This window comes from Paraglaciecola sp. (assembly GCF_039943935.1).
GTDB lineage: Bacteria > Pseudomonadota > Gammaproteobacteria > Enterobacterales > Alteromonadaceae > Paraglaciecola.
In genome coordinates this window covers 183,607-199,743 of sequence record NZ_JBDUZQ010000013.1, presented here as the reverse complement: position 1 = coordinate 199,743, position 16,137 = coordinate 183,607, and the positions used below count along the sequence as shown (strand labels likewise).

General features: G+C 39.3%; 11 protein-coding genes and 1 pseudogene. 5 read left to right on the top strand and 7 right to left on the bottom strand.

Annotation, left to right across the window (positions count from 1 at the left end):
* The first annotated feature begins 264 nt into the window (after window positions 1-264).
* Window positions 265-2,520, top strand: a complete 2,256-nt coding sequence (locus tag ABJD71_RS08260; protein WP_348167284.1) for an acyl-CoA dehydrogenase — start codon at window positions 265-267, stop codon at window positions 2,518-2,520.
* A 71-nt stretch (window positions 2,521-2,591) separates the two neighbouring features.
* On the opposite strand, the gene ABJD71_RS08255 is transcribed toward ABJD71_RS08260, so the two are convergent.
* Both ABJD71_RS08255 and ABJD71_RS08250 read right to left on the bottom strand, forming a co-directional pair.
* On the bottom strand, window positions 2,592-3,968 hold the full coding sequence (locus ABJD71_RS08255) for an MATE family efflux transporter (RefSeq protein WP_348167281.1): 1,377 nt from the start codon (window positions 3,966-3,968) through the stop codon (window positions 2,592-2,594).
* Window positions 3,965-4,528 carry a DUF2239 family protein gene (locus ABJD71_RS08250; protein WP_348167278.1) on the bottom strand — a complete coding sequence of 188 codons (564 nt, stop codon included), beginning with the start codon at window positions 4,526-4,528 and terminating at the stop codon, window positions 3,965-3,967. The genes ABJD71_RS08255 and ABJD71_RS08250 overlap by 4 nt, the downstream gene beginning before the upstream one ends.
* A gap of 455 nt (window positions 4,529-4,983) precedes the next feature.
* Here ABJD71_RS08250 and ABJD71_RS08245 point away from each other — a divergent pair, with 455 nt between their 5' ends.
* The 3 genes and pseudogenes from ABJD71_RS08245 to ABJD71_RS08235 all read left to right on the top strand — a co-directional run bounded on the left by ABJD71_RS08245 (window position 4,984) and on the right by ABJD71_RS08235 (window position 9,177).
* A complete protein-coding gene (locus ABJD71_RS08245) occupies window positions 4,984-6,525 on the top strand; it encodes a Na+/H+ antiporter NhaC family protein (protein ID WP_348167275.1) in 1,542 nt (513 codons plus the stop codon).
* Between the two features lie 134 nt (window positions 6,526-6,659).
* Window positions 6,660-8,022: pseudogene (locus ABJD71_RS08240) on the top strand (M28 family metallopeptidase).
* A gap of 99 nt (window positions 8,023-8,121) precedes the next feature.
* The gene (locus ABJD71_RS08235; RefSeq protein WP_348167272.1) at window positions 8,122-9,177 is read left to right on the top strand and encodes an ABC transporter substrate-binding protein; all 1,056 of its coding nucleotides are present in this window, start codon (window positions 8,122-8,124) and stop codon (window positions 9,175-9,177) included.
* A gap of 44 nt (window positions 9,178-9,221) precedes the next feature.
* Here the strand turns inward: ABJD71_RS08235 and ABJD71_RS08230 are convergent, their stop codons facing one another.
* The 5 genes from ABJD71_RS08230 to ahpC all read right to left on the bottom strand — a co-directional run bounded on the left by ABJD71_RS08230 (window position 9,222) and on the right by ahpC (window position 14,734).
* Complete coding sequence (locus tag ABJD71_RS08230; protein WP_348167269.1) at window positions 9,222-10,397, bottom strand: mandelate racemase/muconate lactonizing enzyme family protein; 1,176 nt, start codon at window positions 10,395-10,397, stop codon at window positions 9,222-9,224.
* A gap of 51 nt (window positions 10,398-10,448) precedes the next feature.
* On the bottom strand, window positions 10,449-11,216 hold the full coding sequence (locus ABJD71_RS08225) for a class II aldolase/adducin family protein (RefSeq protein WP_348167266.1): 768 nt from the start codon (window positions 11,214-11,216) through the stop codon (window positions 10,449-10,451).
* Window positions 11,217-11,339: 123 nt separating this feature from the next.
* On the bottom strand, window positions 11,340-12,167 hold the full coding sequence (locus ABJD71_RS08220; RefSeq protein ID WP_348167263.1) for a phytanoyl-CoA dioxygenase family protein: 828 nt from the start codon (window positions 12,165-12,167) through the stop codon (window positions 11,340-11,342).
* A gap of 164 nt (window positions 12,168-12,331) precedes the next feature.
* Entirely contained in the window at window positions 12,332-13,897 is a 1,566-nt protein-coding gene (ahpF, locus tag ABJD71_RS08215; RefSeq protein WP_348167260.1) for an alkyl hydroperoxide reductase subunit F, read from the bottom strand.
* A gap of 273 nt (window positions 13,898-14,170) precedes the next feature.
* A complete protein-coding gene (gene ahpC / locus ABJD71_RS08210; RefSeq protein WP_133468597.1) occupies window positions 14,171-14,734 on the bottom strand; it encodes an alkyl hydroperoxide reductase subunit C in 564 nt (187 codons plus the stop codon).
* Between the two features lie 251 nt (window positions 14,735-14,985).
* Between ahpC and ABJD71_RS08205 the strand changes: the two genes are divergently transcribed.
* Window positions 14,986-15,894 (top strand): hydrogen peroxide-inducible genes activator, encoded by a 909-nt coding sequence (locus ABJD71_RS08205; protein ID WP_348167257.1) that lies wholly within the window; start codon window positions 14,986-14,988, stop codon window positions 15,892-15,894.
* Window positions 15,895-16,137 lie beyond the last annotated feature (243 nt).

Sequence of the window (16,137 nt, the reverse complement as noted above, 5' to 3'; positions counted from 1 at the left end):
CTAGCTAGGCATCAAGATTCTCATTATCTCTTTTATAACATTTAAAGCATTTCCTCACCTAAAGCCTAATAATTGTATTAAAGGCAATAATAAACGTTTAGATAAATGCAGATATAGACTCAAAATATCATTAAAAAAATATTTTTTGTTTAATTTAAGATGATTTTTAAGATCTAGTAACGAATATAAATACTAAAGTATTTTGATCTTTTCTCTGAATTCAGTATTATACACTTAACTGGTCAGATGAGCGGATGAGACACAATGAGTATTAGAACAAGTCTTAAAAAAGTATTACCCCCAATTTCAATTACCGAACAAGAAGCATTAGAAGCAGGTGATATTTGGTTAGAAGCGTCTATATATCAGGGTAAACCTGATATGCAAGCATTAAGAAACATTCCTACAGCTAAGTTAAGTTCAGATGAACAAGCTTTTTTAAATGGCCCTGTTCAACAAGTACTTGAAATGGTTGATGACTTTGCATTGCAAAATGACAAACACATCCCTCAAGCCATTTTAGACTTTTTAAGTGCTAACAAATTTTTTGCACTCATTATCCCTAAAAAGTTTGGAGGCTTAGAATTTACTCCTTATGCCAACTCAACCATAGTTGCCACCCTAGCGGCGAAAAGTGGAGCCTTAGCCGTAACGGTTATGGTGCCTAACTCCTTAGGCCCGGGCGAATTACTCATGCATTATGGTACGCCAGAACAGCAAAACCATTATTTGCCAAGGTTAGCAATAGGACAAGATATCCCCTGTTTTGCATTAACAAGTCCTGAAGCTGGTTCAGACGCAGGGGCAATACCTGACGCAGCAATTGTGACCAAAGGTATCTGGGAAGGCGAAGAAGTCGTTGGCTTGCGTGTTTCATGGGACAAGCGATATATAACACTTGCCCCGATAGCCACGGTGTTAGGCCTAGCATTTAAAGTATTTGATACTGAAGGCTTATTAGGAGATCAAGTCGAGCTGGGTATTACCTGCGCCCTTATTCCCAAGTCTCACCAAGGGGTGGAGTTAGGTAATCGTCACGACCCTATGGGGGTGACCTTTTATAATGGAACGACTCGTGGACAAGACGTGTTCATTCCTATGGACTTTATCATTGGCGGTCAAAAAAATATTGGTCGTGGCTGGCAAATGCTGGTTGCATGTTTAGGTGCTGGTCGTGGTATATCGCTACCTGCAATGGGCGTAGCTTCAGCACAAACTGCATTTAAGTCCACTGTCGAATATTCTTTTGTACGTGAACAATTTGGTGTACCTATTGGACGCTTTGAGGGCATACAAGAAGAGTTAGCTGATATTGCTGGTAAAACCTTTGTCTTAGAAGCAATGCGTGTACTAACCACCGAAGGCTTAAATTTAGGGTTAAAGCCCGGTGTAGTCACCGCTATGGCGAAGTATCATATGACTGAGCTCGGAAGAGAAGTGCTCAACTCTGCTATGGATATTCAAGCTGGTAAAGCCATTCAACGTGGGCCACAAAATACCTTAGCCGGTGGATATGCAGCTCAACCAATAGGTATTACTGTTGAAGGCGCAAATATTCTCACCCGTAGCTTGATGATATTTGGTCAAGGCACAATGCGTTGCCACCCTCACTTGAAACAGATGGTTGACCTGATTCACAGTGAAGACAGCCAAGCCGATACACAATTCAATAAAGTATTAGGTAAAACCATTAGCTTTAGTGTTAAGAATGCATTTCGTAGCTTAGCCAAAAGCTACCTACCCTTTACCCGCGGTGCGGCTTCAGCTCTACCAGAAGTTCGTAAATACGAAAAGCGTATGAATACACTCGCGGCAAAATTAGCACCGATGGCAGATTTATCTCTTTTAGTGCTAGGTGGCGATTTAAAGAAAGCAGAAATGTTATCAGCACGTCTAGGTGATGTAATGAGCTATTTGTATGCCGCAATGGCCGTGGTGCGTTTTTACGAGCAACGAGTTGAAAATCGTGACGAAGCCTTACCTTATTTTGAGTACGCAATTCAGTGGTGTTTAAAGAAAGGAGAAACCGCATTAAATGACTTTATTGCTAACTTCTCTAACAAGCCAGTTAGAGGCTTAATGCGTTTACTAACCAACACTTTCACTTCGTCTGTAAAAGGTATTTCTGATGATCTTAAAAGAGAACTATCTGCTGCAGCTATGCAAGACACCAGCATCAAAGCACAATTGAGCCACTTAGTTAAAGTGATACCTGGTGATGGCAATGACATTAACGAACAAGCCTTTAAAGCTAAGCATGCTGTCATGCCTCAACTAAAGAAAATACAAAAGGCGCTTCGTAATACGCCAGTTATTCCTTTTATATCGTTTGAGCATGCAGTTGGCAAATTACACGCTGCGGGTGAACTTTCAGCTGAAGAAGTCGCTTTAGTAATCGATTACAATGACAAACGTAAAGTGGCAATACGGGTTGATGAGTTTACATTTGATCTAGAGTTATTAGACAAAGACCTCACCTTAGTGAATGAGTCTGGTAATAAAAAAGCAGATGCGGCTTAACCTTAAGCCATAAATACGAAGGGGCATTGATTCATTTCAATGCCTCTTTTTTAATGCCCCTGTAAATATGACTAATGTTTAAAGAATAGTCCGAAAGAACGAACGCTTGAATGACTTAAGATCAATACACCCGTGGTTAATAGTAGTGCTAGAACCTCAGTAACAGGAGCAGCGTACCAAATGCCCCACTCTGCAAAAAATAGCGGTAGAACAAAAATCAAAGGTAATGAAAAAGCATAGGTTTTAGTAATGCCTAGTATGCCTGCACGTTTAGCATCACCTATCGCCTGAAAAAACATACTAATCATCATTTGTGGCCCCATTAGAAACAACCCCAAAGTAGTCCACGGAAAAATTCTTGCGACTTCGGCTACAACTTGATGGTCAGTCACAAACAAAGCCCCTAATTTTTCGTGAAACACCACCCCGAGCAATTGTAAGGTAACGCAATATATCAAGGAAACCAGCAGAGCGATTTTAATACTGCTATTCACTCGACTTAATTCATTCGCGCCATAGTTATTACCCACAATAGCTTGAAACGCCATGCTCAAGCCTAACAAAGGTAAAAATATAAAAGTCATTAAACGGGTAATAATTCCATAAGCGCCAACCGTTGTTTCATAGTTCGCAGCATCCCACATTTGTAAATTATACAAGATGGCCCCTGACGATAGAGATAGACCTAGGTAATTCAAACTTGATGGCGCGCCTAACGACAAAAATGTAGTCCAATGGCAACGTAACATTGAAAACTGTATCACCTGTCGCTTGATGCCATGAGGTTGGTATTTTCGATATAAGAAAATCACCACCAAGGCAGCTGCTTGGGCTAGAACGGTACCATAAGCAGAACCAGCTACCCCCCATTGAAATTCGACGATCAACAAGTAGTTAAATACAGCGTTGAGCAACACTGAAATCAGTGAAATGATAGCCATAAAAGAAACATGGCCTTCGCAGCGTAAACTGTCACCATTTATCCCTAGGATAAATACCAGAGGGGAGCAAAACACCAAAATAGCAATGTACTCATAACTCATACTAGCAATGGTTTCAGAGCCATTACTCACTGCTTCCGTTAGCGTGTTTCCTCCTAAAATGAACATGATAATAAGTACACTGCAAACCACTAACGATAACGTTATAGCTTGAGAAAAGGTTTCGACAGACTGAGATTGCTCACCAGCGCCTAGCTGCCTTGCCATTAAACTAGCAAAGCCATTAGAAACTAAGGTAGACAGGGCAACTATCATGATAAATGCTGGAAACATTGACGTTACAGCCGTTAACGCCTCAGGCCCAACAAAGATGCCAAGAAAATAAGCATCCACTAAAGAGAATGAGCCATTCACCAACATAATTAAAATAATAGGCGAAGCGGTTTTAAAGAAAACTAAAGGCAACGCTCCGTTTATAAAAGAGTTTTCCTCGCCTGTTTTTGTCATTGTGAAGCGGCCCCGTTATGTAATGCAGCAATAGTGTTAAACTTTGTTAAAACAAAGTCTTTGATTTCAGCCGGCCAAGATTCAATGGCGCTTGCAAAACTCACTTTACTATTACGGTACAAAGCTCGGCTTGCTTCTTCAAACCCAACTTCATCACCTAAGAACGCCATCATAAATTTATCTAATTGTTGTTGCTTAGTACAAATGATGTCTTCAGTAGATGTGTTAATTTGTGCATCTTCAACTAAGCGTCTTAAGGTGGCTGATGCGCCTCCCTTCTGCCCAGCTAACCACTCCCAATGCCTAGGTAACAAGGTGACTTCTCTAGCCTTGACACCTAGCTTTGGCCTACCACGCTTGTTTTTACTACCCGTATAAACACTGGCATTACCTAAAACTGTTTGGGTGTCACCATACCAACTAAAATCAATTCTACAGCAAGTTTCAACTTCAAAAACTATAGCTTCAATGTTGTTATCAAACGCTTTTACCTGCTGAATTATGTCTTGTAAGGAGCCCTTAGCGACTGCTGTTTTATTGTAAATGGCTATGTATTCCATTATTACCCAACCTTAATGCGTTTAAATAAAACGCAATTTTATACGGGTAATAACATAAATACAATATTACCCGTATAAAATAAAAAGTTATAGAGTCAACAATACTGAAACAAATAGTCACAAAAAGGCGTATCACTCTTTGGAGCAACGAAAGAGAGTCTTGTACAAGGAACCTAAGACGAACCGTGTTGAATTTATAAAAAGGTTTACCCTTGATATCACATTGAAACATACTTAACCCTCAACTTTTTATCTCGAAATTCTTATGACGAAATCGTGAGCTGTGTTTCAGGAGAAATAAGTAAAGTCCCTTTCAATAATTTTAAAGCAAATCTCACCCACAGCTAAAAAAACAAAAATTAATAGTATTTGAGTGATTACTTTGTAATAAACTTACGGGCTTAAATTAATGTTAGTTGTTGCAAATTTCTTATCTAAATTAAGGACTTCCTATTTTGACATCACCAGATATCAGCTCAATTTTTCCCATAGTACTAACACTGATTTTGTCTCTGTATACCCGAAACGTTGTGATCGGATTATTCACTGGCGTGATAGCTGCCGTGGCCATGTTAAGTGGGTTTAATCCCTTGACTGTACTATCTGAATTAGTCAAAACTCATTTAGTTGGTACCATTACCGACAGCTACAACGCTGGGGTCATAGTGCTAATGGTGTTCATCGGTGGTTTTGTTGCATTGATGGAAAAGTCAGGTGGGGGCCCCGCATTTGCCTTAAAAATGATGAAGAAAATAAATAGCCGCGCACGTGCACAAATGGCGGCATGGTTTGGAGGGATTTTTATATTCTACTCTGACTTAGGCACACCATTGATTGTAGGCCCAGTGTTTCGACCTTTGTTTGATAAATTAAAAATATCTCGTCAAAAATTGGCTTTTATTATCGACTCCACGGCTTCTCCTGTAGCAATTTTAGTCCCTTTTATCGGTTGGGGAATTTACATTATGGGCCTAATGCAAAAAGAGTTTGATAGCTCTGGACAGACAATAACAGCATGGAGCGCTTTTATTCATACTATACCATTTCAGTTTTATGCCATTTTAGCCATCGTCATTGTACCTTTATTAGTGTGGCGAAAAGCAGACTTTGGCGCCATGGCCAAAGCAGAAAAAGCATGCATCGAATCATCAGGCTCTTTATCTAATACATTGTCAAAGGAGCACTCGACTGATATAAAAAATGAAATAGACAATGAAGAAGCCACCACAATACAGCCCTTTATGCATCCCAATGCCAGAGCTTCTTTTGTATTTATTCCTTTAGCGATCATGGCTATTGTATTAGCTCTGATGTTGGTGCCAATGGGTTTCCCTTTTAAGAGTGTACCTGGCTCAGCTTTTAGAGCTGCATTGAGTAGTGCTTATTTTTTAGCGGCCTTATCATTAATGAGTTTAATGGCTTGGTATAAAGTGCGCAGCCTAAATGGCAGTATTACCATGTACTTAAACGGTATGAGTAATATGATGCAAGTTTCCATTATATTAATACTCGCATGGACCCTTAGTTCTTTAGGCAAAGAGTTAGGTACCGCTCAATATATCGCTGAACAGGCTCAGAGAGGCTTTCCTTATTGGCTACTACCAGCCGTGGCTTTTATATTTTCCGGAGTCATATCTTTTGCTACAGGCTCGTCTTGGGGAACATTTGCCATTATGTTACCTTTGGTTATTCCTACATCTTTCGCTATAGACGCACCTTTGTTTGTCAGTATGGGGGCAGTGCTTTCAGGGGGGCTGTTTGGAGACCATTGCTCACCTATATCAGAAACCACCATATTATCGGCAACAGGATCAAACTGTAATCAATTTGAACATTTTCGTACCCAATACCCTTATGCGCTGTTAAACGGAGGTGTGGCATTATTGAGTTTTATTGTGGCGGGGGTTTATCAACACAATGCCATTATCGTAATGTCTTTAATGGCCCAGTTAATACTCGTTATTTGCATCTGCAGACGAAGTGCTAAGTCTAATTAATCGGCTTAAACTGTGGGGAATGATTAGAAAATTATCAATAGGTGAATAATTTTCTCTCTATTTCCGTTCATCTCTATGATTAAAAACTATAAAAATTTAGGAGTCACTAAATGAAACCCATTTTATGTATTTTAATGCGGCTTAGCGCCCCCTTATGTTTACTACTTTCACAGCAGGCTTTAAGCGCTGAGCTTCAATTTACAGATCAAGCTAAGCTCCATGATATTCAAGCTAAAATTTCAGCAGAAAACATAGAGCAAGATATTCGTAAACTTGTAGGTTTTGGTACACGCCACACCTTATCTGAAACAAAATCTGAAACACGTGGTATCGGAGCGGCCAGACGCTGGATAAAATCAGAATTTGATGATATTTCAAAGGCCTGTGGTGGTTGTTTAAGGGTATATTTTCAATCTCGAGTGATAGAAGGTGAAAAACGTATTCCCAATGCAACCGAAGTAGTTAGTGTGATTGCTGTTCAAACGGGTAAAACCGATCCTAATCGCTATGTGATGATGTCTGGTGATATTGACTCAAGGGTGTCAGATGTTATGAACTTCGTTGATGACTCACCGGGGGCTAACGACAATGCGTCGGGTGTCGCCGGTGTCCTCGAAACAGCCCGCGTACTTAGCCAATATGAATTTAACGGCAGTATCGTTTATGCCGCCTTATCGGGTGAAGAACAAGGCTTATTTGGAGGAAAAATACTGGCAGAAAACGTTCAAAAAGATGGTTGGCGCTTAAAAGCTGTATTAAATAATGACATGATTGGCAACATTTCAGGTATTAACGGAGTAACGGATAACACCACAGCCCGTATTTTTGCAGAAGGTACACGTTACACAGAAACTGAAGGTGAAAAAGTTACTCGAAGGTACACAGGGGGGGGAAGTTGACTCCCCAAGTCGAAATCTAGCCCGTTATATAGATTTGATGGCAGACCGCTATATTCCTAACTTAGATACAATGGTCATATATCGTTTAGATAGATTTCGGCGCGGCGGCCATCATCGCCCTTTTAATGACTTAGGTTATCCAGGTGTTCGTATTATGGAAACCAACGAACACTATGACAGACAACACCAAGACTTGAAAATAGCGAACGGGGTAACCTATGGGGATACCATTGATGGGGTAGACTTTGATTATGCAGCCAAACTCACCTCTTTGAATGCCGTATCTTTAGCTGGTATGGCTTGGGCCCCGTCCCCACCGGCCCAGGTGAAAATTGGAGGCGCAGTACAACCCAGTACAACGCTAGGTTGGCAAGCATTAGATAAAGTACAAAACTCCCAGTTAGCAGGTTACAAAATTTACTGGCGTTATACCGACGCTCCCCAGTGGCAATTTAGTAAGTATGTGGGGAACGTAAACCAATACACCTTAGAAAATGTGGTAATAGATAATTACTTCTTCGGCGTAGCAAGTATCAGTAAAGACGGGTTTGAAAGCCCTGTGGTCTTCCCTGGTCCTGCGGGAGCATTTGGGGAGTAATTGAATATAATCCCAAAATTACGATTAATAATAAGCGAACTCGGCTTTTTTGAGGAATTTATCACAATAAAAGGCCAGCTAAGCGGAATGTGAAAGCAAATGAAAATAGTATTAAGTTTAGTTATATTATTCATATCTCAATATAGCTATGCGATGAAAATCGTCATGGTAGTGCCAGTCAAAAAGCAGGATGTATTTTGGGAAACCGTACACCAAGTCAGTGTTGCAGCGGCGGCAAGCTTAGAAGTAGAATTAGAAGTTGTACCAGGAGGGATCGACCGCTTTTCTACATTAGAATTGATTAATGAAATAACCTCACGGCAAGATAAACCCGACTATATTATTTTTCGCCCTTTTCATGGTAACGCCATAACAACCTTTAATAAAATTGAGGCAAGTGAAATATCTTTTATAACTTTAGAACAACCAGTTTATGGGGATGAAGTCCTACAGTTAAGAAAGCCAAAACAAAAATATAAACACTGGGTTGGAGAGGTCGTTTACGACAATAATAAAGCGGGTCAGCAATTACTTGATGCTCTATTCAATGAGTTTACATTGAACGACGCTAATGCAACCCCCTCATTAATAGGTATTGGAGGAAACTTAGATAATTTATCTGCATCTAGAGAATTTGCGCTAACTAATCTAGCAAGCAAGCATGATAATCGTATAAATCAAATTTTTCCTACCTATTGGGTACATCAAAATGTAGCGGTCAATTTTAAAGCCATGATGACTCGTTACCCTAAAACAAATATCTTTTGGTGTGCTAGTGATAAATTAGCACTTGAAGTCCTTAAACAGCATCAAATTCAATTTGGGAAATCAGGAATCATTGGTGGATTTGATTGGCTACCAGAAGCATTGCAAAAAATTAAACAAGGTCAACTCACTGCGTCTATGGGTGGCCATTTTTTAATGGGAGCCATAGCCATAACCAAAGCTTTCGACCACCACCACGGTATTGATAGATTTGAACACCCCCTTTATGATTTTGAGATAATAACAAAGCGCAATGTTGAAAATCATCTAGATTTCATGCAAAAAAAACAATGGCATGATGTTGATTACAATCAATTCTCAGCTTACAAAACAGGAAAAGAGCCTATTAAATTAACAATGAAAAACCTACTCAAAGCAACGACCGAGTAGTGAGAGCAACGCTTCTGTGACTCTCACTATCATAAGTTAAATTATTACTTCACTTCCATATTAGGTGAGCGATACACCAAGTCATCATTCAACTCTATACCTATTCCCGGAGTCTCAGATACCTCAAAGAAGCCATTTACAGGTTGTGGATCTTGAATACATAACTCCCTATTCCACTCTTTAATGGCGTAGGTATGGTGTTCATGTATTAAAAAGTTAGGAATTGCGGTTTCTAAATGTAAGCTTGCGGCTGTCGCCACAGGACCACCACATACATGGGCTTGTACTCTAATGTCGTACACATCTGCATAATCGCAGACTTTTTTGGTTTCAGTAAATCCACCACATAAGCCTACATCAGGTTGTAGTACGTCAATACTTTGATCTTCAAAATAAGGACGCACATCCCAGCGATGATAAAGCCTTTCACCACCCGCAATAGGGACTCGAACATTTTCGGCTACTTTTTTATGTACTGCAGAGTTCAAATAGTTTACTGGCTCTTCGTACATCATACAGCCTACTTCTTCGATAACTTCTCCCATTTGAATGGCAGAAGCTGCGCCCATTAGGGAGTGCGATTCAAAAATAATATCGACATCTGCTCCTACTGCACTGCGGATAGCCCTTAACCTATCACCAAATAGTCTCATTTGAGGTTTAGTGAATAACTTAGTGCGATCAAAAGAGGAGTTACCGTCTTTATCATAAACAATAGGGTCAACTTTTACAGCATCATACCCTTCGGCTACTGCTTTTAACGCAGCTTCAGCATACTGTTCAGGTTGAGTTAGCTTAGTGCACTCTTTATCCCAATCAAACTGTAGTTGGCTAGCATAGGTTCTTAACTTGCCGTTTGTTTTACCACCAAGTAATTGATACACAGGCACTCCAAACGCTTTACCTTTGATATCCCAAAGTGCTGTATCTATTGCACTCATAGCAGAATATAAAACTGGGCCTCCACCGAGCCCCCAAAAACTTTCACGCAACATACGTGTCCACAGTAGTTCTGTGTTCATGGGATCAAAGCCAATTAACATAGCTTCAGCGATTTCTTTAATCATATGGGCAGCGGCGCTATGACCTAAGTCATAAGCAAGCCCAGCCTCACCCACTCCAGTTACTCCTTCATCAGTATGAATACGAATAAAAACTGGGTTCCAAGGTGGCCTTTTAGGGCAATGTATGTCGAAAATTTCAACACGAGTAATTTTCATTTATAATGTCCTGTTTTAAATCTCTAGTAACTTGAATAACAAATAATATGATTATTCACAAAAAGTAGGGTCAAGCTTGTAAGCTCGTCTAAGCATAGCTGGCCATGCTTTTTGACCGCCTGTTTCACCACTGTGTACAATATTAGCTTGCTGTTGAATGCCATCAACAATATCTTGAGATATATCAATAACAGGCTGGCCACTTTGCAATAAATCCATTTGAATTTCGCATGCTCGTTGTAAATCATAAAAACGCATAAACGCATCTCCCACAGTAGGACCTAAAGTCAGGCCTCCATGGTTATGCAATAACATATGATTAGTAATGCCCAAATCAGATTGAAGCCGAGCTTTTTCTTCATCGTTTACCGCTAATCCTTCGTAACCGTGATAACTAAGTGAAGCCAACGAGAACATCGCATACTGGCTCCAAGGTTTTAAGCCCCCTTCTACTGTGGCCACACCAATAGTGGCTTTAGTATGCAAATGGATCACGCATTGGGCATCATGACGTACTTCATGGATAGCACTATGAATAGTAAAACCTGCTGGGTTAATAGTGTATGGTGAGCCATCTAATATATTGCCATTTAAGTCTACCTTAACCAAGTTTGAGGCCGTCACTTCATCAAAGGTTAACCCGAAAGCGTTGACTAGATAATGGTCGGTATTAGGAATACGAGCCGAAAGGTGGGTATAAATCAAATCACCCCAGCGGTGATCTGCAACCAAACGATAGCAAGCGGCGAGGTCTACTCTGACTTGCCACTCTTGCTCAGACACTTTGCCCTTTAAACTAAACTTTTCTAGCTGAAACACTAAGCCTCCTACTGACTCAACTTTCACTTTTTTGTTTAAGCCCTATTCTACAGAATTTACCTGTAGTTTTTGGCCCAAAAAGTAACCTCATATAGCCTTAAGTTATTTACCCATAACAATAAATTACAGTCTACTAGGAGTAGCTTGTAACCAGTTTTCTTTGGCGTATTCAGTATTTCCACAGGTAACATGTAAGGTATAAGCATGCCTAGATTTATCAGATATATTTGGAGCACTAAAATGTGGTAACTCGCCATTAAATACCACCAAAGCCCCCTTTTTAACTTCTAAAGGTTTGGCGCAATCATCTTCAGGCCATGGCATATCATGCAATTGCTTTAATTCAGTTGTATCATCGGGATAACGCAAAAACTGCTCTTTAAGAGGGATAGGCTCACCTCCAGACTGAACCTGTAAACACCCATTTTCGATAGTGGCATCTTCAACCGCAAACCAAAAGGTAACCACAGAGATAGGTGTCGTTAAAAAATAAGTCGCATCTTGATGCCAACGAATGACACCACCAATCTTAGGTTGTTTAAAAATATACATAGATTGATGAATTTGCGGTTGCTGCTGTCCTAAATCCATTGCAATCGCTTTTATGGTTTCGCAATGGCTAAAAGTATTAAATTCTGGTGAAAGCGTATGCAACCCATGACCAATTTTATTGATACTCAATGATTTAGCTTGTTTTAGCTCTCCGTTGCCATCAAAAGCGTCTTCTTCAAAAAAGCATCTGATCTTGTCACCAGAAGATAAAAAATAGTCATCTCTGGTTTTACTTTGATCTTGCGTTGAGAAAACAGAACGGGTCGAATTAGGGTCAAAGTCATCAACTATCTGCAACGCAGCTTGTCTTAACGTGTCCATTTGTGTTGCAGTGAAACAATCTTCTAAAACGAGGTAACCACTTTCTTGATAGGTGACCTTTTGGGTATTTGTTAACATGCCTGAATACTCATTGGCTGATATAAAAAACGTGCAAGCAAGATGTATGATATAGAAGAAGAATTCAAGCAGGTAGCGCATTAAAGCGCATATTTACTTAGAAACTATGAAATTAATAATAGAAAACACCTGAGCAAGCTCAGGTGTTTATTATATCAACTAGATTAACTTTCTCTAATGATGTAATCAAAGGCTGACAACGAAGCTTTAGCCCCCTCGCCCATCGCAATAACAATCTGCTTATATGGAACCGTAGATACATCACCGGCAGCAAATATTCCAGGCGTGGTAGTGTGACATTTCTCATCAATAATGATTTCACCATGTTTAGTTCTATCAACTACACCGTCTAAAAACCCACTATTTGGTACTAAACCTATTTGAACAAAAATCCCCGATAAAGCTTGCTCTTTTACTTCACCAGTCACTCTGTCTTCGTATGCAAGAGCGACGACTTTCCCATCATTAGCAATCACTTCTTTAGTCGCTACATTTTTAATAATTGTAATTTTGTTGTGAGCTTCTGCTTTATCAACCAATACTTTATCTGCTTTAAGGTCAGGTAAAAACTCAAATACAGTAACGTGGTTTACCATTCCTGCTAAATCAAGTGCAGCTTCAATACCCGAGTTCCCACCACCCACTACGGCAACATCTTTACCTTTAAAGAATGGTCCGTCACAGTGCGGGCAATACGCTACACCAGATCCTACGTTTTCTTTCTCACCAGGTATGCCTAGCTCTCTCCATTTAGCACCGGTGGCGATGATTACGGTTTTAGTCTCGATCACTTCACCACTGGACAAATACAGAGTCTTGGGTGCTTTACTGTTATTTACATCATGCTGGATTTTATCAACACGTAAAAATTCTTTAATATTGATGTCATAGTCGCTCATGTGAGCTTGCATGTTACCCGTTAGCTCTGTACCAGTTGTTTTAGGCACAGATATTAAGTTTTCTATACCTACCGTATCTTTAACTTGGCCGCCGATACGATCTGCAATCATAGTAACGTTCAAACCTTTACGAGCCGCATAAATTGCTGATGCCACACCGGCAGGGCCAGCACCAATAACGGTTACATCTTGTAAAGGTAGTTGCTCAGAACTGTCTCCGTTAACTATATAAGGAAAGCGTTCGATTAATTTATCAACCAACTGGGCGGTATCTATTTTTCCATTAGCAAATAGCTCACCGTTCAAGTAAACACTTGGCACACCTTGAATGTTGCGCTCTTCAATTAGATCTTGGAATAAACCGCCGTCTATCATCTCAGAACTAACTTGGTCACTTAACAATGCAAACTGATTTAAAGATTGCACAACATCAGGACAGTTATGACAGCTCAAAGAGATAAATACTTCAAAGTGTAGTTTCTCTTGAATTTTTTCAATCATGCCTCTTAAGGTCTTATCAAGCTTAAGCTCTGTGCCTGAGGATTGTAATATCGCCAAGATAAGCGAGTTAAATTCATGGCCGCTCGGAATACCAGAAAAATGAATACCATTGTTTTTACCCTCTACTTCTAAGTAAAAAGTAATAGGGCTACGTAAATTTTCATCACGCTCAACTAAAGACAAATTATCTGATACTGAACATAACTGAGTTAAGAACGCTTTAAGCTCTGAACGTTTTTCTTGTTCACCCGTTTGTAAAACAAGTGATACCTTATTCGTCATATTTTGAGTGTAAGATTTTAGTGCATTTAAAATATCGTTACTTAACATAGTGCTACCCTTTGATTTTAATTGATAAAAGCTTATGTGCTTTCGATGAAGGTATATTAAGGAACACACTTTGATTAATAAAATTAATAAAATCTAAGTTAACATTCTAAAATACTGAACATTGTTGTAAAAGTTACGATACATGAGTGACTTTGAAATAGTAAACTGAAATGTCAAAGTTACTGTTTTGAATTATTACAGGCACAAAAAAGCGAGTTAATAACTTGCGTTATCAACTCGCTTTTAAAGGGGTTAAAAATTGTCTAGTTACACTTAGATTTTACCAACTAAATCTAGGCTTGGTGTTAACGTAGCTTCACCTTGTTCCCAAGCAGCTGGACATACTTCACCGTCGTTTTCACGAACATATTGTGCAGCTTTAACATTACGTACCATGTCTTTAGCACTTCGGCCAATACCACCCGCATGAATGTGTGCAACTTGGATAACGCCGTCAGGGTCAGCTAAGAAAGTACCACGGTGCGCCATGTGATCTTCTTCTATCATTACGTCAAAACCACGTGTAATAGTACCTGTTTGGTCACCAATCATTGGAAATTGAATTTTTCCAATTGCATCTGAAGAGTCGTGCCATGCTTTATGAGAGAAATGTGTATCAGTCGATACTGCATATACTTCAACACCTAGCTTTTGAAGTTCTTCGTACTGGTTAGCCATATCTTCTAATTCAGTAGGACAAACAAATGTAAAATCTGCTGGGTAGAACAAGAAGATTGACCACTTACCTTTCACGCCTTCTGATGTAACTTCAACAAACTCGCCGTTATGGAATGCTTGAGCAGTGAATTCTGGTATAGTTTTGCCGATTTGAGCCATTTGTATTTCCTCGTTTATTTAGTTTGTTAACTCTATAAGTTAGTCAGTTTCCAAAAGCATGTTTGCTTTCGATGGGGGTATATTAGGTGGAAATTATAAATTGGTAAATTTGGTTAAATTGATTATTACGTTCACTTAAATAGAATAATGAAGCGCCCCTAATTAGAGTAGCAAACTAAATAAAAAACTAGTCAATTCTAAAATACTGGTTAAAATCAACATTACGTTCGATAAAACAAATGATTAGAAGTATGATTTCACTTAAGCAATTACATTACGCACTAGCTGTTGAAAAAACCCTTCACTTCAAAAAAGCGGCAGAAATGTGCAACGTATCCCAGTCAGCACTCAGCACCGCTATTAATGAGTTTGAAAAACAACTTGGCTTCTCAGTGTTCGAGCGCAATAACAAACATGTATTAGTGACCGGAGACGGCCAACCCATACTTGATAAAGCTAAAAAAGTTAAATTAGAATTTGATGAGCTTTTACTGTTGTCACAAAGTAACAAAGAACCTTTTTCTAGACCTATGACGATTGGCGTTATACCTACCATAGGCCCCTACTTGTTACCTAAAGTCTTACCGGAAGTTCGCAAGGTATACCCAAACTTCAAACTTAGAATTCAAGAAGATCAATCTCACATATTAGTAGATAAGCTCAGAGTAGGTGAAATTGACGCTGCAATACTCGCACTACCTTACCCAATTGAAGGTCTAATGAGTTTCGATTTTTGGCAAGAAGACTTCTACTGGGTGTGCCATAAGGATGAACGCCCCTCCAAGGTAAATGAGATCACTAGTGAAGAGCTAGAAATTGATAAATTAATGTTGTTAAAAGATGGTCACTGTTTAAAAGATCATGCACTAGCGGCTTGTAGTCTACAAAATAAAAAACAGGACACTGATTTTGATTCAGCAAGCTTGCATACCTTAATTCAGATGGTGGCGGGCAAGTTAGGAACGACTCTAGTGCCTCAAATGGCTTTAGACCAACTCACACACAATGAATCAGAGTTAACGGCAATCCATCTAAACGAACCAGGCCCTCATAGGACAATTTCATTCGTTATTAGGCCTAATTATGTACGAACAAATGAACTGAGCATACTAAAGGGTATATTTACAAAACAGCTAAGCCAGAAATGTGACGGGGATTAGTTCTATTTTTCAGAACAATATAATCAACACAATTAAATATACTGAACATAATATAGAAAGCACAATGGTCTTGTCTTAACTCAACCAGGTAAATACCATGAAGAATATATTCAATAAATTAGGTGTTAGCTTTAGTTTATCTAGAGCAAAAAAAGAAGTGATACACTGTAACTATTTAAACAACTATTATGGTGATCAATATTGCCAAAAAAAATAACACCTTGAGTGTCTTAATAACCGTAT

Coding starts and splice junctions, on each gene's coding strand:
- ABJD71_RS08260 (WP_348167284.1), top strand. CDS start 265: ATGAGTATTAGAACAAGTCTTAAAAAAGTATTACCCCCAATTTCAATT.
- ABJD71_RS08255 (WP_348167281.1), bottom strand. CDS start 3,968: ATGACAAAAACAGGCGAGGAAAACTCTTTTATAAACGGAGCGTTGCCT.
- ABJD71_RS08250 (WP_348167278.1), bottom strand. CDS start 4,528: ATGGAATACATAGCCATTTACAATAAAACAGCAGTCGCTAAGGGCTCC.
- ABJD71_RS08235 (WP_348167272.1), top strand. CDS start 8,122: ATGAAAATAGTATTAAGTTTAGTTATATTATTCATATCTCAATATAGC.
- ABJD71_RS08230 (WP_348167269.1), bottom strand. CDS start 10,397: ATGAAAATTACTCGTGTTGAAATTTTCGACATACATTGCCCTAAAAGG.
- ABJD71_RS08220 (WP_348167263.1), bottom strand. CDS start 12,167: ATGTTAACAAATACCCAAAAGGTCACCTATCAAGAAAGTGGTTACCTC.
- ahpF (WP_348167260.1), bottom strand. CDS start 13,897: ATGTTAAGTAACGATATTTTAAATGCACTAAAATCTTACACTCAAAAT.
- ahpC (WP_133468597.1), bottom strand. CDS start 14,734: ATGGCTCAAATCGGCAAAACTATACCAGAATTCACTGCTCAAGCATTC.
- ABJD71_RS08205 (WP_348167257.1), top strand. CDS start 14,986: ATGATTTCACTTAAGCAATTACATTACGCACTAGCTGTTGAAAAAACC.